We start from the raw sequence: 21155 nt of genomic DNA, 5'->3' as shown, positions 1-21155 counted from the left end.
AAAAATGTCACAATCCACAGGTGCTCCTTCTTTATTTGATGATGGGCAGATTGGAACGGGCGGGAACAACAATAGCCAGTCTCAAGCAAAACTACAGGCAATCAATCTTATTGATTTATTGCATGATGGCTTTTATTTGGTTTTTTTGATTCGAAATCAGTATGTGCCGGCAGATGCTCAGCAGTTTCGTGAAAAAATCTTAAATTTACTCAATCAATTTGAGCAACAAGCCAAAAAGTTGCAATTTTCAGCTGATGATATTCATGATGCTAAATATGCATTCTGTGCTTTGATTGATGAAACGATCGTAACGCAACAAGACCCAAGTTATTTTAATTTGCAGAATTCTTGGTTAATTAGCCCATTGCAATTGAGCTTGTTTGGTTCTCAGTTAGCGGGTTATCGTTTCTTTGAAATATTAGAACAATTACGTAGTCGTGGAAAAGAACGCCTAGCTGCTTTAGAGGTATTTCATTACTGCCTTTTATTAGGTTTTCAGGGTAAGTACCGAATCGAATCTACGGAAAGTCTCAACCATTTAGTATCAAGAGTGGGCGATGAAATTGACTATTTGAAAGGAAAAAAAGTTGCCTTTTCGCCGTTCTCGGCTATTCCCGATCAGATACGAAATATTATTCATCGCGAAGTTCCTTTCTTTTGGATTTTGATCTTTTTATTGATTTTTGCATTACTTACCTTTGCAGGGCTAAAATTTATGCTGAATAATCAAAATGATAAAGCATTATCTAATTATCAAAATGTGATTTCTGCTCCTCAAGAGCAAGCACATATTACAATTTATTTACCTTGATGATGGTACGAAATGGCTCAGGAAAAACCAACTTCTATTCGAGTTTTACAGTCGAATAAAAAAAAGCCGAAATCACCAATACTTTATATTGTCATTGGTGTTATTGCCGGGGTGTTTGTAAGCATCTCGCTATTCCTGTTCTTGTCTCAACCGCATTCGTCAGAATCAACAGCAATTGAGAGTAAATCAACAGAAGAACAGATTTTAAATCAAGAAACTGCTCATTCTGCTGAGGAACAAAATCAGGTAGCTGTAAGTCAAGACAACGAAACAGATTCAATGAGCCGTGATGGTTTTGAACAACCTAAAGATAATGAATTAAGTAATATCTTTAAACCTGCTCAGCATAAGCCTACTACTGTCAATCAACAGAGAGTTTCTCCATTTGATGAACAGCTCACGGGTGAAAAGAAAGGTCAGCCTGTGCCTCAACTACAAACAGGTGTAGCTAAAATGACTCAACCTAAAGTTCAGCCTGCTCAACAAAAAACAGTGAGCAAGCCGCAACAAGTAGCGCAGACTAAACCTGTTGTTGAGAATAAAGCTCCAGCCGAACCCGAAACTGAGGTTGAACCACCTAAAGCAACGGTAGATATTAAAATTACACGAAGTCCTTTTGCTGTGAATTAATGAATAGATGATGATTTTTCTCATTTTCTTTTGCTTTACATGTTTGGCAATTGGTTTAGCGTTTTTAATGTCTTATGAGCTAAGAGTTAGAAGCAAAGATTTTGTTTTGTCATTACTGCCACAAGGCCGTAAACAACTTAATCAGGTTAGACAATTTGCTCAAACAATGAATCAGGCTGCTGCGCCTGAAAAGCTACAATCCCATTGGTATTTACAGCAGTGGTGGATTGTTATTGCGGGCTTTTTCTTGTTTGCCAGTATTTTAGTATTTGCTTTTACTCGACCTATTAGCTCAACTCGAATTGAAGCTGAATATCTCAAAAAAACAGATCCTCAAATCTACGCGCTTTTGAACGGTGAAATATTATCGCCACCACCAGAAGTGGATGAAAGCCTAATTGAAGCCGCAATTGTAGAGGCTACACAATTAGAGCAACAATATTCTGCTCAAAGTAGTGGAACTATTAATTCTTCACCGATTGATAATACAAGTTTTGATGGGCGAGCTATTTTAGATACTAGTCTAGTAGATCGTAAATGGAGCAAAATGAACCCACGTTATAAGCAGCGTTTACTCATGGTTTTTAAAATCATGAAAGAACAATATGGCTATGAGTTGGTTCTATTAGAGGGATATCGGAGTCCTGTGCGTCAGAATATGTTGGCAGGTAATCCGAACACGACAAAAGCAAAAGGGTATCAGAGTTATCATCAATTTGGTCTGGCAGCAGATGTCGCCTTTAAACGAAATGGGAAAGTGGTTATTTCTGAAAGAGACCCTTGGGCTATGCAAGGCTATCGTTTATATGGGCAAGTTGCTGAATCGGTTGGGCTTACATGGGGTGGACGTTGGAAATCTATTCAAGATTATGGTCATACCGAATTCCGTATGCCCGGATTAAGAAAAACTCAAGAAATGGCAGAAAAACTGATTGCTGAAAGTTTGAATGATATAAATTAAAAAGAGAAAAATATGTTTACAGAACCTAAAATACAGGACATTAAAATCGATTCAGTGATTAGCCCAAAACAAATCGCAAAATTATATTTTAAGCCTAAAGCGTTTTTCTTAATGTTCGCGAAATTAGATATGCAATATATCCATTTCGCGACTTATATCGTTGCTGTATTTTTTGTTATGGATCGCATTGATACAAAGCTCGTTAAGGCTTTGGCATCAGATCATCCAAATTATTCTTCCTATTCTTTTATTTTAGATCATTGGCTTAATTATTGGATTTGTGTTTTAGCACTTGGCGCAGTTGCTTCATTTATCACATGGTTCTTTTATGGTTGGTGGTATGAAATCCGTTTGAAATGGTGTGGTGTAGAGAATCCAGATACTGCTTTGGTGCGTCAGGCCAATATTATGCAATGGTTTGTTGCCGCATTTCCTGTAATTGTTATTACTGTTATTCAAACATTTATTTATGATAATTATTTAGATACATTTTTTAGTGAAGAGATCTGGTCTGGTTTAATTATTTTATTTTTTAGTATTTATTCATGTTGGGTAAGTTATGTTGCTGCAAAAATATTATTTTTAGCAAATAAGCGCGCGATTTTATGGTTTTTGGCTTTACCTTTGGTGTTTTATTCTTTTGTTGTTATTGCAATGTTTAGTATGTTTGCAGGAAGCTGATTTCACTTGAGCCAGTCTCATGTTCGAATGAGCAGTAGTCCATATCAATATCATTAGCCAATTGAGCTTTCAATGACTTCATCTTTAAAACGTTTGGCTTTAATTAATCAAGGCTTAGGAAAGGTTAGTCCATTTGCAAAAGGTGTGGAGGGGACTCTACAAGCTATTGAGCATTTAGGATATGTGCAGATTGATACCATATCGGTTGTAGAGCGTGCTCATCACCATATATTGTGGAGCCGAGTGCCTGATTATGAGCTAAGTCATTTAAATAGTTTGGTTCGTGAGCGCCAGATTTTTGAATATTGGTATCATGCTGCGTCTTATCTTCCTATGAAAGATTATCGCTATGCATTGCCTGCTATGATGTCCGTTAGGAAAGGGGAAAGTCGTTATTTCAATAGAGGTGATCAGCACCTTATGAATGAAATTTTGGCGCGTGTTCGCGCTGAAGGTAAAATTCGACTGCGAGACATTGATAAGAATAATAAGAAAAGTTTGGGAAATTGGTGGAATACAGGTCCAGGTCGCCGTGCTTTTGAGCAATTATATATGCAGGGTGACTTGATGATCTGTGAACGTAATGGAATGGAAAAAGTCTATGATTTGACTGAGCGTTGCCTACCTGAAAACCTTGATTTAATAATGCCCACGCTTTATGAATATGCGAAGTATTTATTTAATATCACACTCCGAGCACATGGCACATTTACTTGGAAGCAATTAGTCCATTTAAAGGGAAAAGATTTAAAAGACACTATGCGTGTCGTGCTTAATGAGCAGATTGATGCAGGTGTAGTGTCCGCAGTTAAACTTGAGGATGGTCAAACTCTATATGTTGATGTGGCTGCTATAGAACAAAAACTTAATACTGATTTAGGTTTAAAAATACTTTCACCTTTTGATAACTCGCTTATACATCGTGACCGTTTAACTTCTTTATTTGAATTTGATTATCGGATTGAATGCTATGTACCAGCAGCCAAAAGGGTATATGGTTATTTTTGCTTACCTATTCTGTATCAAGATGAGTTAGTAGGCCGACTAGATTGTAAAGCTCATCGGTCTATAAAAGAATTAGAAGTGATTAGCCTGCATCTAGAAAAAACAATCAAAAATAAAGAGCTTTTCTTTTTCGAATTGGAACAAGAGCTCAAGCGTTTTGCTGTGTTTAATCAATGCTCAACTATTAATGACAAAGTGATTAAGCTTATTCGTACTAAAATTTAAACACCAAAAGCACTACAGCTTTTGGTGTTTTTACTTTTTTAGTTCAAGGGCATACGATATTCAATAATCCCTGGTTTTTGTGCAATCCAGTTGTAAAGCTTTTGTGCTGTTACATTGGTTTCTTGAGTATGCCAATATAAACGGTCACAGTTGTGCTCAATTGCTTGATTCTGCACATATTCAATAAGTTGCTTACCAATGTATTTTCCACGAACTTCAGGTGAAACATACAGGTCTTCTAAATAACAATAATTATTCTCTGCCCATGTTGAACGATGAATAACATAATGCACAATTCCCAAAACTTGCTCGCCTTGTTTGGCAACAGCACAATAAACGGGTTCATTTTCATCGAAAAAGCGTTCCCAAGTCACTTTAGAGACATGAAGAGGTAAATTTACCTGATAAAAATTTTGATAAGCAAGCCAATATTTTTCCCATTGTGAATAGTCCTGCTGTTGAACTGGGATGATTTGAATATCTTGATTTTGCATAATAATTACACTCTATTTTAAAGTAATGGAAAATGGACAATTAGAGTGTAGTTTTGATAGTGGTATTTTTATAAGATACACTTTTGATATTTTTCACAGTACCAGTTTGTTATGGCAGCTTCGTTTTCGGCATCTTTCCCACATTTGATTTTGCCAAAAGGTCAGATTAAAGATGGGCTATATTCGGCTTTACGGGATGCTATTTTAGATGGAAGGCTAACTGCCGGAACAAAATTGCCTTCCAGTCGTGCCTTAGCAGAGATGATGTCAATTTCAAGAAACTCTGTATTGGCAGCTCTTGAACGATTACTTGATGAGGGATATTTATTTACCAAACCAAGTTCGGGTACCTTTGTTGCTGAGGTTGTGCCAGATCAGTTAATACATGTTCAAGAAAATTCAGAAAAAAATACGCTAGCCAATCATCATTCTTTAAATATTAATCCGAACATAGAAGCATTATTGATTTCATGGCGAGAGCAGTCGTGGTCAAGTCAAAAGAAAAAAATGTTCCATGTGGGGGTAGGTTGTGTTGATTTATTTCCTCATCAACTTTGGGGAAAGTTATTAAATCAAGCTTGGCGGCAGTCGTATTATCAGCTTGGTCAATTTCACGATCCGCGTGGCTATCTGCCTCTACGTCAGGCAATTTGTGAATATGTCCGCTCCACTCGAGGGCTGAACTGCAACGAAGACCAAATTATTATCGTAAATGGGACGCAGCAAGCTATTCATTTAACGGCCTATGCTTTACTTCAAGCAAATGATGAGGTGTGTTTAGATGAACCAGGGTATGACGCTGCTTTTAACATTTTTCGAAGTTTTGGTGCTCAGGTAAATTTTATTGAAAGTGATGAAGAAGGAATGCAAATTTCGGAAATTATTCATCATTATCCAAAAAGCAAACTTGTTTATACCGCGCCTTCACATCAGTTTCCTGTAGGTGGAACCTTAAGTCTCGCCCGCCGTTTTTCGTTACTCGATTGGGCATCTCAACAAGGAAAATGGATTTTTGAAGATGACTATAATAGTGAGTTTCGCTATGGCACACATCCCATTCAAGCTCTACAAGGTTTAGATCAGCAGCAAAGAGTTATTTACTCTGGTACTTTTACCAAAATGATGTTTCCAGAGTTTCGTTTAGGGTTCATGGTTGTGCCTGAAGCATTGATCGAAACGTTTAGTGCAGCTAAATACTATACCGATGTTCGAAGTTCTTATTTAGAGCAAGTGGCTTTGTCTCAATTTATACAAAAAGGTCACTATGCTCGGCATGTACGTAAAGTTCGAAAAGCTTGCTATGAGCGCCAACAGGCATTGATTAAAGCAATTGATGAACATCTTTCAGATGTGCTTAGTGTTCAACCCACAGATTCAGGTATTCATGCAGTGTGTTGGTTAAAAGGTGAGTGGACAGAGCAAGAATTTATTGATCAGTGTTCAGCTCTAAACTTGGCTGTTCAACCACTATCAAGATATTGTCAGATGCCAAACAAAAAGGCCGCAGTACTTTTTGGTTACGCAGCCCATACGCCTAATGAAATTATTGAAAACATTCAAAAAATTGCACAATCTTTACAAGAAAAATAATAGCCTAAGTTTTGTTATTTAGATAAATTTAATCATTCTTTAAATGCTTAAATACGAATTTCTATGATGATCAATTGGTTATATGAAAATAGAGATGTTATTAAAATTTTTAAAAATTAATTTAATTAATATTATTTTAAGCTAGCACAATTAATCTAACTACATCAAAGCTTATTTAGTACACCTTTTGGCCACATTCTCCAGATGTGGCCGTTTTTTTTATCAAAAATAAATATAGCTCGGAATAACTTAATTAATTTTTAAAGAGAAATGAAAATTAATCTTCTTCCATGGCATTACTATAAAACTTAACACCCAGTTTAATACGATCACGCCCATTACCCCTACGCCAGCGGTTAGTATCTCTTAAAGAATATACACAGCCACAATATTCTTGTTGATAAAACTCTTCTCGTTTACTGATTTCAATCATACGGCTTGAGCCACCGTTTTTACGCCAGTTGTAATCCCAGTACTGAATTTCAGGATAGTGCGCAGCAGCACGAATCCCGCAGTCATTGATTTTCGCCATGTTTTTCCAGCGAGAAATTCCTAGCGAACTACTGATGAGACTAAAGCCGTGTTCATATGCGTAAAGGGCAGTTCGTTCAAATCGCATATCGAAACACATGGTACAACGAATGCCACGTTCGGGTTCATCTTCCATACCTTTTGCACGAGCAAACCAATTGTCAGTGTCATAGTCTGCATCAATAAACGGAATATTATGCTTTTCGGCAAAACGAATATTTTCTTCCTTACGGATGAGATATTCTTTTACTGGATGAATATTAGGATTATAAAAAAATATTGAAAATTTAATGTCTGAGTCAATCAATGCTTCCATAACTTCTCCTGAACAAGGAGCGCAACAAGAATGAAGTAATAATTGATCATGTCCTGACGGAAGTTCTAATTTTAAACGTTGAGTTGACATAATAAAAAAATTAAATTGTAATGCCTTTAATTATATATTTATTTTTTATATAATGTGAAATGAATTATTTTCAATTTTACTGTGAAATTAATTTAATATTTTCTATTAATATATTTAATACTAAGTTAAATATAATGAAATAAATGTGGTATTAAATATTAAAGTCATATGTTCGGCTAAATTTAAAGTTATTGCTAAATATACTATATGATTAAATAAATTATAGGTGAGTTTTATATCTTAAAAAATAGTAGACTCTAAAAAATTTTTGATAAGTGATTGATGTATCTAAATATAATTTGAGGTTTTTATTGTGATATGTGTCACAAATAAACCTTATTTTTTCAATTAAAATATTTCTTTAGATTTATATCTTTAATAAATTTATACTACAAAATTCAGTGTGTTTTTTTAATTTAAGCGTGTGATAATTTGAGATATGGAAGATTGGCAATGTAAGTATTGTAATGGTTACATTATGGTTAATCATTCAAAGATCAGCGTAGGAGAAAAAGTTTACTTTTTGGTATATAAATTTGATGCAAAGAATGAAAGGAAAAAATTATATAAAAAGGGAATTGTGATTGCACGTCACGATAATATATTACACATTGAGTCACGTAAAAAAACTTATAAAATCGAGCAAATTAAAGTCTATCCATTAGGTGCCCCAATGCCTTTCGTTTACAACATGTTTTGGATTTGTGGATGTCCCTGTACGCTACAAAACTAATTTCTTAAATTTGATTGATAGCAAGTTATTTTATAGATTGAACTGGATTAATCATCAGATCCATTTTTTGTCTTTTGCTTTTACAGATAAGACCTATAACTTGATAAAAGTGGCTCATAACATATAAGAAAATCTCTGTTATTTATTTGACAAAACAAAGACGTGCTCTTATAAACCTCGAGTAAAGTTGAGGTCAATCATGATGAGTGAAAATAAAAAAGCTGACCCTAGTCGAGTTTTGACTGTGGGTGAAGTTGCAAAAAGGAGCGGCGTTCCTGTTTCGACCCTTCATTTTTATGAAGCGAAAGGCCTTATAAAAAGTATAAGAACAAATGGTAATCAACGTCGGTATCCCTTAATTATTTTAAGATATATTGCGATTATTAAAGTCGCTCAAAGGGTGGGGATTCCTTTAAATGAAATCAAGGAAGCTTTAAGTCAGTATCCTGTAGGTAGCAAATTAACAGCTAAGCAATGGAAAGATTTATCGAGTCATTGGCGAGAAAATTTAGATGATCGAATTCAAAAATTAACTCGGTTAAGAGATGAAATGGACTGGTGCATTGGCTGCGGCTGTTTATCATTAGAGCAATGTCCATTAAGAAATCCTGAAGATATTTTAGGACAAGACGGATCAGGCCCACGAATTTTAGAAAGACCTGAATAGAATAGTTCAAAAAATGGCTTTTAATTGGGAATATCTTAATTTCCAATCAATTAAATTTATTTTGCTAGAACATTCAAGTGAGTTTTTTATTGTAAACAAGTCATATGAAACATAAGTTTTTTTGATATCTTTAGTTTTTTTAGTAAGAAGCAAAAAATTATGAAAAAAATTCTTTTTCTTGGCTTGGCACTTGTTTCGTTAACGGCTTGCTCGTCTGTACAACATAAAGATTTAACTCCACCAAAAATTGGTTCACCAAATCCAGCTAGTCAATATTGTGTTGAACAAGGTGGGAAATTAGAAATTAGAAATGAAGCAAATGGTCAAGTCGGCTATTGTCATTTACCAAATGGCCAAGTCGTTGAAGAATGGAAGTTATTCCGTGACAATCAAGCGAACTGTGTAGCAGAAGAAGCTCAGAAATTGGTGGGGCAAACTGGCCTTACTGACGATCAAATTAAACAAAAAACTCAATCGGAGATTGTGCGTAAAGTAGCGCCAGGTCAACCAATGACTATGGATTATCGTACAAACCGAGTTACAGTGACCATTGATCCAGCTTCTAAAAAAATTACGAATGCAACCTGTGGTTAATTTTTTGAATTAAATTTGCTAGTTCAAATTGAAATAAAAGCCTGCTGAAAAGCGGGCTTTTTTATTAATTTAATTTGGGGAATAGTGGATAACTGGATATTCTTTTTGTTGAGGCAGTTGTTGTAAAGCCTGATTAATTTTGATGAGAAAAATATCAACTTTATCTTGGCTTGTTAGTGTTATATGAAGCTCTTTCTTGATAGTTAATTCCACATCCAATAATTTTCATATTTGCAGGATTAAAACTCCAGTCATTTTTATTTTTGATAGAGATATCTAAATCACTATCACATTCTTTCCAGAGTTTTAAAAATTGATTGGAATATACAGCGGGAGCTTCTTGTGCTCGGTATGCTGTAAATCCCTGCATTTCAGAATTAGCAAATTGCAGGAGGTGATTTGTGGGCATTCCTCCCCAAAGAATAGCCGTACCTTTCGGTAGCTTTATCCAAGTTATATTTTCTTCTTTAAGTGGTGAAGTTTGCTCATCTTTCTGTTTTAACTTTTGAGATTTATAAATCAGTTTTGTTCCAACTGGAACTGTTACGCCTTTGACTTGAATTATTTGAGTTGTATAGAAATAAGGTGAATCATCCCGGTTACAACCTGTTGGGTTATAACAGCCAATACAGCCACTCAAGAGTAGAACCGGAAAACTTAAAACGCTCAATCTTAAAATGTGATTCATTTTTCTTCTCTTTCATTATTTCTATAAATTTAATATATCAGGCTTTAAATCAAGAATAAAAAAAGCCTCTAGCGGACTAGAGGCTGAAAAACATCAGATGCAATAACAGGTGAATTATGCATCTGAGTTAAGTAGGTTGTATCAAACCATGTAAAACACTTTACCAGCAAAAATGAATAAAAATAGAGAGGTGCGACTAATGGCTAATATTTGTGGTTTTTTATTTATACAAATTGGTGCGCTTATTGAAACACGAGTTTTAGAACATCGATTGGGGGGATAAAAGCTCCACAATTCATGTTTTTGATTAAACCGACCGATGTTGATTGTTCAACCGTTGTCTTTTTGTGCTACTGCCCAATAGTTATTCGTGATTTGTACCAGACTTAATGATAATTTTAATGTTATCCGAAAGGACACAATAACGACGAACATACGAATAATAATGATTGAAGGTAGGATCCCGTGTTTATTAGTGTATTTGATCTTTTTAAAATTGGTATTGGCCCATCTAGCTCTCATACAGTTGGACCAATGCGAGCGGCATACAGTTTTGTGGATGATTTATTGAAGAAAAATGATCTACAAAAGACGCTTAGAATTCAGGTTAAGTTATATGGTTCGCTTGCAGCAACAGGTGTTGGTCATGCGACAGACAAGGCTATTCTTTTAGGCTTAATGGGTTTTGATCCTGAACATATCGATACTCAAGTAAGTACAAACTTGATTGAAGATGTTTTAGAAAATAAAGCCATCCAGCTTAATCAGCAAAAGAGTATTTCTTTTGACTATAAGCGTGATGTGCTTTTTTTAGATGAATCTTTGCCTTATCACCCCAATGCAATGGAGCTAATTGCTTATAGTGAGGCTGAAGAAATTTTATATGCCGAAACTTACTATTCGGTTGGTGGCGGTTTTATTGTTAGCCAAAAGCAATTAACACAAACACAGTCTGAAACCAGTGATGTTAATGTTCCATATCCATTTCATAGCGCGGCTGAACTTTTAAACTTATGTAAAACTCATCATTTATCGATAAGTGAATTAATGCTTGAAAACGAAAAAAGCTGGCGTAATGAAAGTGAGATTCGTACCAAAATTATGGATATCTGGAAGGTGATGCAGCAGTGCATTCACAATGGATTAATTAATGAAGGAATATTACCCGGTGGATTAAATGTAAAACGTCGAGCCAAAAAAATTCATGATAAGTTATTAAATAAAGAAAACTCAAACCTGATTGTGACGACTTTCCATGCCATGGAATGGGTTAATTTATTTGCCTTAGCTGTAAATGAAGAAAATGCTGCTGGCGGCCGAGTGGTGACAGCCCCCACAAATGGTGCAGCAGGAATTATTCCAGCAGTTTTATATTACTACGTGACTTTTTCTAAAGATTTTTCCGAAGACAAAGTTGTTCGCTTTTTTCTAAGTGCAGCAGCAGTCGGCATTTTATGTAAACTCAATGCATCTATTTCTGGGGCAGAGGTGGGATGTCAGGGTGAAGTTGGCTCAGCATGCGCAATGGCTTCGGCTGGTTTAGCCGAGATTTTAGGTGCATCACCTGAACAAGTGGAGCATGCGGCCGAAATTGGCCTTGAACATAACTTAGGTTTAACGTGTGACCCGATTGGTGGTTTGGTTCAGGTGCCTTGCATTGAGCGAAATGCAATTGCAGCTGTCAAAGCGATTAATGCAGCACAAATGGCACTTCATGATGAAGGTGAGCATTTTGTGACGCTCGATAAAGTTATTCAGACCATGAAAGAAACTGGCAGAGACATGTCTGAGAAATATAAAGAGACTTCAAAAGGTGGTCTCGCTGTGAACGCAATTGAGTGCTAAAAAAATAAGATGGGGCACCTTGCCCCATCTCATTTTAAACATTTACTATTTATCTTTTATTCAAATCACATTTCTGAGTTCATTTGCCGTGTTGCGTAGCAATGGCAAGAGGTGCTGAACTAAATAATCTTCTTGTACACGGTTGGTTTGAGACATACAGTTAAGCGCTGCTATAGCTTGACCTTGAGCATTAAAAACGGGCACTGCAATCGCAATCACGCCAAGCTCATGTTCCTCTTTAGAAAGACAATAATCTGATAATGAAATACCCTTAAGCACTTCAAAAAACTTTGATTCATCTACTATGGTAAATGGGGTTAAACGTTTTAAACCATAAGTTTTGACCCATGCATGCTGAGCTTCTTCGGGCAGTGCTGCCAGCAATACTTTACCCGTGGAAGTTGCGTGGGCAGGCAGTCGATTTCCTAAGTGCATGCCATAAGGGCTTACACGTAAATTATCTTGCTGCGGTAAATAACTGCGGGCAGTTGGCACAACTTCGTTATCGTCCAGCACCACAATTGAAAAAGTCAGAGATGTCTGCGCACATAAAAGATTTAAAAATGATTGAGCAACTTTAGGCAAATGAGCAGAGCTTAAATAAGAACTCGAAAAACGCAGCACGCGATGAGTTAACCAAAAGTAATGTTCATCGGTTTCTAAATAGCCTAAATATTTTAAAGTTTTCAAATATCGCCTTGCTGCGGTGCGGCTAATGCCAGTTCGTTCAGCTACTTGAGTGACATTGAGCCGTTGCCGATCTATTCCAAAAGCTTCCAGTAAAGCTAAGCCTTTTGCTAACCCTGCAATATAGTCATCTTGACGAATTTTCTCATGCGAGTTCGGGTGCTCTAAAAAAGCATCGAGAGAAGGCATCCTTTCATTCCTGTTATTTTGATTGTTTCTGTCCGCTATTCGGACAAACTAGATGATAAACGGTTATTTTCGTCTTGGATACATAGTGCACAAAACTTAAAGCCAGTAATTTAAAAGTCAGGATGAAACAAGGATGAAGTTATGGATATTTTAAAGACACAAGTTGCAATTATTGGTTCTGGGCCAGCAGGGTTATTGCTTGGGCAGCTTTTATATAAAGCTGGGATTGACCATATTATTGTTGAGCAACGTAGTGCTGAATATGTGGCTTCACGGATTCGCGCAGGAATTTTAGAGCAAGTTTCAGTCGACTTACTAAAACAAGCAGGCGTTGACCAAAACTTAAAAGACAAAGGATTACCGCATTCGGGCATTGAAATCTTAACCAATGGTGAATTGCATCGAGTTGATTTGGCTGGACTCACGGGTGGAAAAAAAGTGACCGTATATGGTCAGACCGAAGTCACCAAAGATTTAATGACTGCGCGTGAAGCAGAGCAGCTCACTTCATTTTATGAAGCTCAAAATGTACAAGTGAAAGATTTCTACACAGCTCCAAAAGTTGAGTTTGAGTACCAAGGCAAAGCTTTTCAAATTGAGTGTGACTTTATAGCAGGGTGTGATGGTTACCATGGTGTCTGCCGTGCCAGCGTGCCTGAAGACAAAATTAAGACCTTTGAAAAAGTTTATCCGTTTGGCTGGTTAGGTGTATTGGCAGATGTTCCACCTGTAGCCGATGAACTCATTTACGTACAGTCAGAACGTGGATTTGCTTTATGCAGTATGCGTTCAGAAACGCGTAGCCGTTATTATTTACAAGTACCTTTAACAGATCGAGTTGAAGATTGGTCTGATGAAAAGTTTTGGGATGAGTTAAAAAGCCGCCTAGACCCAAAAAGCCGTGAAAAGCTACAGACGGGGGCCTCTATTGAAAAAAGTATCGCGCCGTTACGTAGCTTTGTGACTGAGCCAATGCGCTTCGGAAAACTATTTTTAGCAGGTGATGCAGCACATATTGTTCCGCCGACTGGAGCAAAAGGCCTGAATCTAGCAGCATCCGATATTGCTTATTTATCAAGTGCAATTATTGAATATTATGTGGAAGGTTCAGAGCAAGGAATTGATGAATATTCTGAAAAATGTTTACAACGTGTGTGGAAAGCAGAGCGTTTTTCTTGGTGGATGACTCATTTATTACATCGCTTTGAAACAGAAAGTGAGTTTGATCATAAGATTAAACAAGCCGAATTAAATTACGTACTTGGGTCTATTGCAGGTAGAACGACATTGGCCGAAAACTATGTCGGTTTACCATATGAAATTAAGCAGATTGATAGTTTTAAGCATGCAAGTTAAAGGCTAGATAAAAATAAAAAGGGCATGAAAATGTCCTTTTTTTATCTAAAAAAGGAGTAGGAAGAAATAGTTTAAGAGATGTGGTCATACTAAAAGTAGCCCCGGTACTTTTTGAAATACAGGGCTACCTATCAATTAACCTAAAGTTTACTCTGCGGTTGCTGTAACTTTACTATTAGTTAATATCACTTGTTGCGGAGATTGAAGAGGTTTAATCACTTGTGGGTTAGAGTTACTCCACGGGATATAGGCTTCTGTCAAAATATGGCCTGTAAGACTTGTTAAATCACTAGATTTAACCTCAGCATCCCCTTGACGACCATATAATACAACTTCATCGCCTGCTTTGGCTTGAGGAATATCTGTTACATCAACCATAACAGTATTCATTGATACTCGACCAACCACTGGCGCTTTTTGCCCATTTATTAAAACAAAAGCTTTATTACTAAAACTGCGACGGTAGCCATCCGAATAACCTACAGGTAAGTTTGCGAGTCTAGAGTCACGTGTCAACGTATAAGTTTGGTCATAACCTACAGTTGAATCTTTAAGGTAATTATTAACTGCAGCAATTTGTGTTTTAAATGCCATCATGCGTTTATATTCTGGGTGATTAGGAAAATCCCCATATATAATTGCACCTGCACGGACCATATCTAAATGTGATTCAGGAACATTTACCGTAGCAAATGAGTTTGCTGTGTGTAATGTTAATTCTTTACGATTCAGTTTGGCTTTTTTAATCAACCATGCTGTTTGTTCATTAAATTGAGCCAGACGCTCACGGACATATTTTTCATCTTCTACAGCATAATGGGTCATAATGCCGTCAATTTTAAGATGGGGAAGCTTGGTGATTGCAACAGCTTGTTCTTTACCTTGAGCTGTAGACATTTCAAGACCATTACGATCCATACCGCCTGAATTTAAAGCTAAACTATAATGTACAGTTGTATTATTAGCTGCTGCCCACTGTGAAAGACGAGAGGCTTGATCATAGTTGCCCAAAAGCTCTTCAATATTTAAAGCTTGTGCGTTGATGATTTCACTATCAGTTGCTGTACGTAAACGTGTAATTTTGCCTTTATAGCCATGCTTACGGACCATTGCCGCTTCTGCATTACTGGTAATACCAATACAAGACACATTTAATTTCATCACACTCGGCATAAGTAGATCAATACTATGACCATATGCGTTCGCTTTCATAACCACACAAAGTTGTGTTTTGTCACTAAGTAACTGATTTGCCTTTTTAATATTATCTTCAAACGCTTGAGTATCAATTTCAATCCATGCATTGGCTGTAGGTGCAGGACTGACTTCATTTGTGATATGGGACGTGAGTAAAGGTGCGGCATGGGCAAATTGCATGGAACCGAATAATACGAATGCACAGCTATAAGCGAGATGCGAAAATTTTGTTTTAAGTTTCATAAGTTTTTTAATCTTTCCTGGCTGAATATGATTTAACGCTGGGTGAATTTTTATGGTTAAGTACAGAAATATAATTGATTTAAAATCTCACACGATTTAATCGTAATAATACTTTCTCCTTAAAATATTATCGTTAGTGTTAAGTAAAATTTAATTTTTCTTAAACTGTGTCAAGAAAATATAAATGTGATTTTAAATAATCTTAATTAAATCTAAATATACATTCATAAAAAAACAAGAAGAAAAGTTAGTATATTTTTTTGAATGTTATTTTTTTAATCTATTTATTGGTGCTATTTCTAATAAAAATTTTTAAAATATAACATTTGGTAAATAATTAACTTTATTATTACAAGAGTTTTTTTTATTTTTATTATTTGTTTGATAGTATTTTTTTATCATTCGATAAAATATAGAAAATATATAGGGGTAAATATCCGAAACTTTATTTTATAGTAGAGGGAAACTTTAAAATTATTATATTTTTCAAATTGTTATAAATTTTTTGTTAAAGTTGTTTAGAAATTTTCGGTTATATCCTGACAAATTTTTAAGCATTTAATTTCATATTTAATAGTTTTTAATAAATTAATTTAAATTTTATGAATTAAATATTAATTAGTTTGAATAAATAATTGGATAGTATTTGGTCTTGGAGGTGGGGTCATGATTTTTGTGCAATAAATCTGCGGATATGTCTTATCTTGTTTTTTTAATTAAATTTGCTGTTTAGAATTTTAGCTAAATTAAAATTTTATGTTTATTTAAAAATTAACAAATTTTCTTAATATATTAGTTTTTATTAAATGAGTGATTTTATATTAAGAGTTTTTAAATATAAGGTGGTGAGTGTGTTTTTTAAATTACTCAAGAAGGTTTGGGTTTTTATTGACCATACAGTTCTAATTCTACAAGGCAGTAATATAGCCGTCCATATCCTGAAATGTTATGGAAAAACCTAATTCAATTCGATGTGTCTGACATTAAAACTGTTTTAAAAGTGGATGATACCGTGGTGGGTATTGATGAAGGTTTAAATGCAGGATGCTGGACGGTAGGGCTTGCGATTAGCGGTAACGAAGTCGGTTTAAGCTTTGAGGAGTGGAGTGCATTATCGGTTAATGAATAGATTGTTCTAAAAGATAAGGCATACCAAAAAATGAATGCGTCGGGCGCTCATTACGCCATTGATAGTGTCGCTGACCTGCCAAATGTTTTAGATGATATTGAACGCCGTTTGGGGCAGGGTGAACGACCTTAAACAAAGTTTAGGTCTATATATTTTTAAGCTTAGCTCCCTTGGGAGCTAAGCTTACCTAAAAAATTAAAATGAAGAGTAGATAAACTCTACATATATGGAAATAAGGAATAACTTACGTTGAGTAGTAGATTCCTTATATCCTACTAACGATCCAAAACATATATTTAGATTGTTAGAACTATCAACCATATAGGCATATGACCTATGTGATAGATCTTTTTATGACTTTTGAGGGTCATATAATTTTTCTTTAATAAATAGAGCGGGTATCACACCACAAATCAGATAAGCTGCACCCATCACAATAAAACCTAAACCAATCGAGCCGCCAGATGCTAAGAAACCGATAGTTGCAGGGGCTAATGCAGCACCTAAACGTCCGACATTATAGGCTCCACCAATAGCTGTACCGCGAATGGCTGTCGCAAAACTTTCGGTCATATAGGTTGCATTTACGCCATAAGGGATGCCGTAGAGGAAACCAAAGGTGACTAGTAAATATAGAATGTTGCTTGGTGAGTTATAAAAAACAATTAGCGGTAGGAAAATAGCTGTACCGATTGCTCCAAACGCGTAGGTAAAACGACGCCCTAATTTATCTGCCATCATGCCTGCAAGAACTTTACCTAAAATCATGGCGGTATATGTACCTACCATATAGGCCGTCATTTCCTTAAATTTCATACCCAGTTCACTTTCAAGGTATGACGGCATCCAGTTATTTACACCATAGTAGCCGAACTGCAAAAAGCCCGCGGTTAAAGCCCATAAGATAAACATCTTGCGGTTTTGTTTATCTTGGAAAATAAGCTTAAATGCTGAAGTTTTCGATGCGTCTTGAGCCACAACAGGTTGTTGTAGTCGAGACTTTTGCCATGCTTCTGGTTCAGGTACCAGAATATGCATGAGAACAGCAATAACAACGGGAATAATCGCAACGTAAAACAGCATGCGCCAGCCATGATCCGGAATGATCCAGCCTGCAAGTAAGGTTGCAACAATATAACCTACGGTCCAGCCAGCTTGTAGCGTGCCGAGTACAGTTGTACGGAAACGTGTTGGTACATATTCGGCCATGAGGGTATTACAGGCAATATAAAGTGAACCCAAACCAAGTGATGCAAAAAATCTTAAAATACCAAATTGAAGAAAGCTCTGAGTAAAACCTAAGCCACAGGTGAGGAGTGAGAAAATTAAAATAGAAATAACAACAATGCGGACGCGACCAAATTTATCGCACGCCCATCCCCCAAAAATTCCACCAACAGCCATACCTGCTAATGTAAAACTGCCGAGCATACCTGCTTGTACTGAACTTAATCCAAAATCTGCCTTAATACTATTTAAGCTATAAGACAGCATCATCAAATCTGCACCATCTACCAATAGCGCCAAAAATGCAAAAATAAATGCTATTTTCCACGTATGAGGCTGTATACGAGAAAGACCTTTTTTGTAATTTGTAGCCATAATCCATTACCTACATTTGACTGAAAGCACTTCAAGTCGTTTTGAAGTGCTTTAAATTTGATTAAGAAGCCGCGCGAATCATGTTTCGGGCAATAATCATTTGTTGAATTTGGGTGGTGCCTTCATAAAGACGGAACAAACGGACATCGCGATAAAAACGTTCAATGGCATATTCACTGATATAGCCCGCACCGCCGTGAATTTGTACGCAGCGATCAGCGACACGGCCACACATTTCGGTTGCAAACATTTTTGCGCAAGAAGCCTCGGTGCTAACGTTTTGTCCCGCATCGCGTAGGCGTGCAGCATCTAAGACCATACATTTGGCTGCATAAATTTCGGCTTTTGAGTCGGCAAGCATGGCTTGAATGAGTTGAAATTCGGCAATTGGTTGTCCAAATTGCTTACGTTCAATAGCGTAATTTAAAGAATCATCTAGCATTCGGGTTGCTGCTCCAACACTCAAAGCCGCAATATGTAAACGGCCTTTATCCAGCACTTTCATGGCAGTTTTAAAACCAACACCTTCAACACCACCAATGAGTGCTGAAGCAGGAATACGACAATTTTCAAAAATAACGTCACAGGTATGAGCGCCTTTTTGCCCCATCTTTTTATCGCGTTTGCCAAGAAAAATACCCGGAGTTTGGCTATCGACAATAAAAGCAGAAATGCCACCAGCGCCTTTAATATCAAAGTTTGTACGTGCCATGACTGTAAATACGCCAGCATGAGGGGCATTGGTAATAAAGCGTTTGGTGCCATTTAATATATAAAAGTCACCCTCTTTTACTGCGCTGGTTTTTAAAGAAGCAGCATCAGAACCCGCATCTGGTTCGGTTAAGCAAAAAGAACTAATCACTTCACCACGTGCTAAACGCGGCAAGAAAAATGATTTCTGTGTTTCAGTACCGTCAATGATCAGGCCACTTGAGCCGATGCCATTATTGGTCCCAATAAGAGAGCGAAAAGCAGGAGAGGTACGGCCTAGTTCAAAAGCGACATAGACTTCTTCTTCCATCGTCAGTCCAAGACCTTCGTACTCTTCGGGAATGGTTAAACCAAATAGACCCAAAGCTTTCATCTGTTCAACGATATCCTGAGGAATTTCATCCGTTTCAGCGACTTCATTCTCATGAGGAATTAATATACCTTCAACGAATTGTCGAATCATATCAACAAGTTGATCTAAGGTTTCCTGATCTCGAATCATAGTCTCGTCCTTTTTACTAAATGCAAAAAACATCAAGGTGATGTTCGTAAAATCATCAATATTTGAAGCGATAGTAATCAAAGGATGAATGCAAAACAATATATTTTGAAAATTAATTTCGCAATGCGGTACTTTGTTATTGATTTGTCTTTAGCTAATTTATTGATTTATTTAAGCTATATTTTCTTATAAAAAAACATTATTTTTAGTGGAAAATTATAGTTTGATTTTTAAAAAGACCTGTGTATATTAAAAATATATATCGCTATGCGAAATTTTAAATGGATAAGTTTTCCTATAGGAAATAAGTCATAAAATATAGTGGGATGAAGATGGGTGCTTTAAATGGAATTCGGGTACTTGACTTAAGTCGGGTGTTGGCAGGACCTTGGTGTGGACAGATTCTTGCCGATTTAGGCGCAGAAGTAATCAAGATTGAACGACCGAAAGTCGGTGATGATACCCGTTCTTGGGGGCCACCTTGGATGAAAGATGACTCAGGCCAAGACACTCAAGAAGCTGCTTATTATCAGTCCACTAACCGCAATAAACTATCGGTTGCCATCGACATAGCCAGTTCTGATGGCCAAGAATTGATTAAAGCTCTTATTCAAGACACGGATGTCGTGATTGAAAACTACAAAGCGGGTTCTTTGAAAAAATACGGTTTGGACTATGAGTCTTTATCTGCCATTAACCCCAAACTGGTGTATTGCTCGATTACAGGTTTTGGTCAAAATGGCCCAAGAGCACAAGAGCCCGGTTATGATTTTATTATTCAGGGCATGGGCGGACTCATGTCGGTCACGGGTGAGCGCGATGATTTGCCGGGCGGCGGTCCACAAAAAGTAGGGGTCGCATTTTCTGATTTAGCCACCGGTCTTTATTCTACGATTGCCATACAGGCTGCTTTACTCAATCGCCATGTGACGGGGTTAGGCCAATACATTGATATGGCTTTGCTTGATGTTCAAATTGCCACAATGGCAAATCAGGGAATGAACTATCTTTCATCAGGAAATATCCCTAAGCGTTATGGCAACGCACATGCCAATATTGTGCCTTATCAAGTGTTTAAAGCTGCTGATCGTGATTTTATTATCGCGTGTGGAAATGACACTCAGTTTATTCAACTCTGTAGAAGTATTGGTTTACCCGATTTACCAAATGATGCACGTTTTGCCCGAAATGCAGACCGCATTAAGCATCGTGATGAAATTATTGGAATTTTACAAACACACTTTTTAACAAAAACAGCAGATGAATGGGTAGATGCAATTTATGCCGCTAAAGTTCCTGTCGGTGTGATTAATAACTTAGAACAAGCTTTTCAAGAGCCGCAAGTCATTGCCCGAGAAATGTTAGTCGAGATGAACCATCCTCAACGTGAGAAATTGAAGGTAATTGGCTCGCCAATCAAACTTTCTAGAACGCCAGTTGAATACAAAACAGCTCCTCCGTTGTTGGGTGAGCATACGCAGGCCGTTTTGGGCCGAGTGGTTTCTTCAGACAAGTTAGCCGAGCTTAAAGAAAAGGGCGTAATTGAATAAGTAGCTTAAAAGCGGAAGGTTAAAATTATATTTAAAATCAGAAAATAAAATATTTAATCTTTCGCTTTAATGAGTTAAATGAAGTTATCTTTTAGATGCAGACTCGGATGTTTGCTCTTTTGCTATTT

The 21155-nt window shown here is 36.6% G+C and carries 18 protein-coding genes and 2 pseudogenes; 13 read left to right on the top strand and 7 right to left on the bottom strand.

Going from position 1 to position 21155, the window contains the following annotated elements:
* Nucleotides 1-4: 4 nt before the first annotated feature.
* The 5 genes from icmH to F935_RS08665 all read left to right on the top strand — a co-directional run bounded on the left by icmH (nt 5) and on the right by F935_RS08665 (nt 4313).
* Nucleotides 5-811: a type IVB secretion system protein IcmH/DotU gene (gene icmH, locus F935_RS08685; protein ID WP_016138582.1), complete on the top strand. Its 807-nt coding sequence runs from the start codon at nt 5-7 to the stop codon at nt 809-811.
* 12 nt (nt 812-823) lie between these two features.
* Entirely contained in the window at nt 824-1441 is a 618-nt protein-coding gene (locus tag F935_RS08680) for a hypothetical protein (protein WP_016138581.1), read from the top strand.
* Between the two features lie 7 nt (nt 1442-1448).
* Nucleotides 1449-2402, top strand: a complete 954-nt coding sequence (locus F935_RS08675) for a M15 family metallopeptidase (RefSeq protein WP_016138580.1) — start codon at nt 1449-1451, stop codon at nt 2400-2402.
* A 12-nt stretch (nt 2403-2414) separates the two neighbouring features.
* Nucleotides 2415-3083, top strand: a complete 669-nt coding sequence (locus F935_RS08670; protein ID WP_016138579.1) for a hypothetical protein — start codon at nt 2415-2417, stop codon at nt 3081-3083.
* Between the two features lie 72 nt (nt 3084-3155).
* Nucleotides 3156-4313: a winged helix-turn-helix domain-containing protein gene (locus F935_RS08665; RefSeq protein WP_016138578.1), complete on the top strand. Its 1158-nt coding sequence runs from the start codon at nt 3156-3158 to the stop codon at nt 4311-4313.
* 38 nt (nt 4314-4351) lie between these two features.
* Here F935_RS08665 and F935_RS08660 read toward each other — a convergent pair whose 3' ends face one another.
* Entirely contained in the window at nt 4352-4807 is a 456-nt protein-coding gene (locus F935_RS08660; RefSeq protein ID WP_016138577.1) for a GNAT family N-acetyltransferase, read from the bottom strand.
* A 111-nt stretch (nt 4808-4918) separates the two neighbouring features.
* Here F935_RS08660 and F935_RS08655 point away from each other — a divergent pair, with 111 nt between their 5' ends.
* A complete protein-coding gene (locus F935_RS08655; protein ID WP_016138576.1) occupies nt 4919-6397 on the top strand; it encodes a MocR-like pyridoxine biosynthesis transcription factor PdxR in 1479 nt (492 codons plus the stop codon).
* Between the two features lie 277 nt (nt 6398-6674).
* Here F935_RS08655 and F935_RS08650 read toward each other — a convergent pair whose 3' ends face one another.
* Entirely contained in the window at nt 6675-7334 is a 660-nt protein-coding gene (locus F935_RS08650; protein WP_035366182.1) for an epoxyqueuosine reductase QueH, read from the bottom strand.
* Between the two features lie 439 nt (nt 7335-7773).
* Between F935_RS08650 and F935_RS08645 the strand changes: the two genes are divergently transcribed.
* The 3 genes from F935_RS08645 to F935_RS08635 all read left to right on the top strand — a co-directional run bounded on the left by F935_RS08645 (nt 7774) and on the right by F935_RS08635 (nt 9328).
* Entirely contained in the window at nt 7774-8067 is a 294-nt protein-coding gene (locus F935_RS08645) for a hypothetical protein (RefSeq protein WP_016138574.1), read from the top strand.
* Nucleotides 8068-8266: 199 nt separating this feature from the next.
* A complete protein-coding gene (gene soxR / locus F935_RS08640) occupies nt 8267-8734 on the top strand; it encodes a redox-sensitive transcriptional activator SoxR (protein ID WP_016138573.1) in 468 nt (155 codons plus the stop codon).
* Nucleotides 8735-8893: 159 nt separating this feature from the next.
* Nucleotides 8894-9328, top strand: coding sequence for an I78 family peptidase inhibitor (locus F935_RS08635; protein WP_016138572.1), 435 nt, complete (start codon nt 8894-8896; stop codon nt 9326-9328).
* Between the two features lie 69 nt (nt 9329-9397).
* On the opposite strand, the pseudogene F935_RS08630 reads toward F935_RS08635, so the two are convergent.
* Nucleotides 9398-10016, bottom strand: a pseudogene (locus F935_RS08630) (hypothetical protein).
* A 465-nt stretch (nt 10017-10481) separates the two neighbouring features.
* On the opposite strand from F935_RS08630, the gene F935_RS08625 reads away from it, so the two are divergent.
* Complete coding sequence (locus tag F935_RS08625; RefSeq protein ID WP_016138570.1) at nt 10482-11861, top strand: L-serine ammonia-lyase; 1380 nt, start codon at nt 10482-10484, stop codon at nt 11859-11861.
* Between the two features lie 60 nt (nt 11862-11921).
* Here F935_RS08625 and pobR read toward each other — a convergent pair whose 3' ends face one another.
* Nucleotides 11922-12737, bottom strand: coding sequence for an IclR family transcriptional regulator PobR (pobR, locus tag F935_RS08620; RefSeq protein WP_016138569.1), 816 nt, complete (start codon nt 12735-12737; stop codon nt 11922-11924).
* Nucleotides 12738-12878: 141 nt separating this feature from the next.
* Here pobR and pobA point away from each other — a divergent pair, with 141 nt between their 5' ends.
* Nucleotides 12879-14093: a 4-hydroxybenzoate 3-monooxygenase gene (gene pobA, locus F935_RS08615; protein ID WP_016138568.1), complete on the top strand. Its 1215-nt coding sequence runs from the start codon at nt 12879-12881 to the stop codon at nt 14091-14093.
* A gap of 147 nt (nt 14094-14240) precedes the next feature.
* Here pobA and alr read toward each other — a convergent pair whose 3' ends face one another.
* Nucleotides 14241-15533 carry an alanine racemase gene (gene alr / locus F935_RS08610; RefSeq protein ID WP_016138567.1) on the bottom strand — a complete coding sequence of 431 codons (1293 nt, stop codon included), beginning with the start codon at nt 15531-15533 and terminating at the stop codon, nt 14241-14243.
* Nucleotides 15534-16455: 922 nt separating this feature from the next.
* Here alr and F935_RS08605 point away from each other — a divergent pair.
* Nucleotides 16456-16794 (top strand): annotated as a pseudogene (locus F935_RS08605) (phosphonoacetaldehyde hydrolase); the annotation flags it as partial.
* Between the two features lie 219 nt (nt 16795-17013).
* Here the strand turns inward: F935_RS08605 and F935_RS08600 are convergent.
* Both F935_RS08600 and F935_RS08595 read right to left on the bottom strand, forming a co-directional pair.
* Nucleotides 17014-18264, bottom strand: coding sequence for an MFS transporter (locus F935_RS08600; RefSeq protein ID WP_016138564.1), 1251 nt, complete (start codon nt 18262-18264; stop codon nt 17014-17016).
* Between the two features lie 61 nt (nt 18265-18325).
* Nucleotides 18326-19477 carry an acyl-CoA dehydrogenase family protein gene (locus F935_RS08595; RefSeq protein WP_016138563.1) on the bottom strand — a complete coding sequence of 384 codons (1152 nt, stop codon included), beginning with the start codon at nt 19475-19477 and terminating at the stop codon, nt 18326-18328.
* A 332-nt stretch (nt 19478-19809) separates the two neighbouring features.
* On the opposite strand from F935_RS08595, the gene F935_RS08590 reads away from it, so the two are divergent.
* Complete coding sequence (locus tag F935_RS08590) at nt 19810-21027, top strand: CaiB/BaiF CoA transferase family protein (RefSeq protein WP_016138562.1); 1218 nt, start codon at nt 19810-19812, stop codon at nt 21025-21027.
* The last annotated feature ends 128 nt before the right edge of the window (nt 21028-21155 follow it).

This window comes from Acinetobacter calcoaceticus ANC 3811, assembly GCF_000399665.1.
Taxonomy (GTDB): Bacteria; Pseudomonadota; Gammaproteobacteria; order Pseudomonadales; family Moraxellaceae; genus Acinetobacter; species Acinetobacter calcoaceticus_B.
The sequence above is the reverse complement of the archived record's forward strand: the minus strand, read 5'-3'. Positions and strand labels throughout refer to the sequence as shown.

Bases quoted from the DNA above. Each gene is read 5' to 3' on its own strand.
- pobR (WP_016138569.1), bottom strand. From the start codon at position 12,737: ATGCCTTCTCTCGATGCTTTTTTAGAGCACCCGAACTCGCATGAGAAA.
- alr (WP_016138567.1), bottom strand. From the start codon at position 15,533: ATGAAACTTAAAACAAAATTTTCGCATCTCGCTTATAGCTGTGCATTC.
- F935_RS08655 (WP_016138576.1), top strand. From the start codon at position 4,919: ATGGCAGCTTCGTTTTCGGCATCTTTCCCACATTTGATTTTGCCAAAA.
- F935_RS08650 (WP_035366182.1), bottom strand. From the start codon at position 7,334: ATGTCAACTCAACGTTTAAAATTAGAACTTCCGTCAGGACATGATCAA.
- F935_RS08670 (WP_016138579.1), top strand. From the start codon at position 2,415: ATGTTTACAGAACCTAAAATACAGGACATTAAAATCGATTCAGTGATT.
- F935_RS08680 (WP_016138581.1), top strand. From the start codon at position 824: ATGGCTCAGGAAAAACCAACTTCTATTCGAGTTTTACAGTCGAATAAA.
- F935_RS08595 (WP_016138563.1), bottom strand. From the start codon at position 19,477: ATGATTCGAGATCAGGAAACCTTAGATCAACTTGTTGATATGATTCGA.
- pobA (WP_016138568.1), top strand. From the start codon at position 12,879: ATGGATATTTTAAAGACACAAGTTGCAATTATTGGTTCTGGGCCAGCA.
- F935_RS08590 (WP_016138562.1), top strand. From the start codon at position 19,810: ATGGGTGCTTTAAATGGAATTCGGGTACTTGACTTAAGTCGGGTGTTG.
- F935_RS08665 (WP_016138578.1), top strand. From the start codon at position 3,156: ATGACTTCATCTTTAAAACGTTTGGCTTTAATTAATCAAGGCTTAGGA.
- F935_RS08600 (WP_016138564.1), bottom strand. From the start codon at position 18,264: ATGGCTACAAATTACAAAAAAGGTCTTTCTCGTATACAGCCTCATACG.
- icmH (WP_016138582.1), top strand. From the start codon at position 5: ATGTCACAATCCACAGGTGCTCCTTCTTTATTTGATGATGGGCAGATT.
- F935_RS08645 (WP_016138574.1), top strand. From the start codon at position 7,774: ATGGAAGATTGGCAATGTAAGTATTGTAATGGTTACATTATGGTTAAT.
- F935_RS08635 (WP_016138572.1), top strand. From the start codon at position 8,894: ATGAAAAAAATTCTTTTTCTTGGCTTGGCACTTGTTTCGTTAACGGCT.
- F935_RS08675 (WP_016138580.1), top strand. From the start codon at position 1,449: ATGATGATTTTTCTCATTTTCTTTTGCTTTACATGTTTGGCAATTGGT.
- soxR (WP_016138573.1), top strand. From the start codon at position 8,267: ATGATGAGTGAAAATAAAAAAGCTGACCCTAGTCGAGTTTTGACTGTG.
- F935_RS08660 (WP_016138577.1), bottom strand. From the start codon at position 4,807: ATGCAAAATCAAGATATTCAAATCATCCCAGTTCAACAGCAGGACTAT.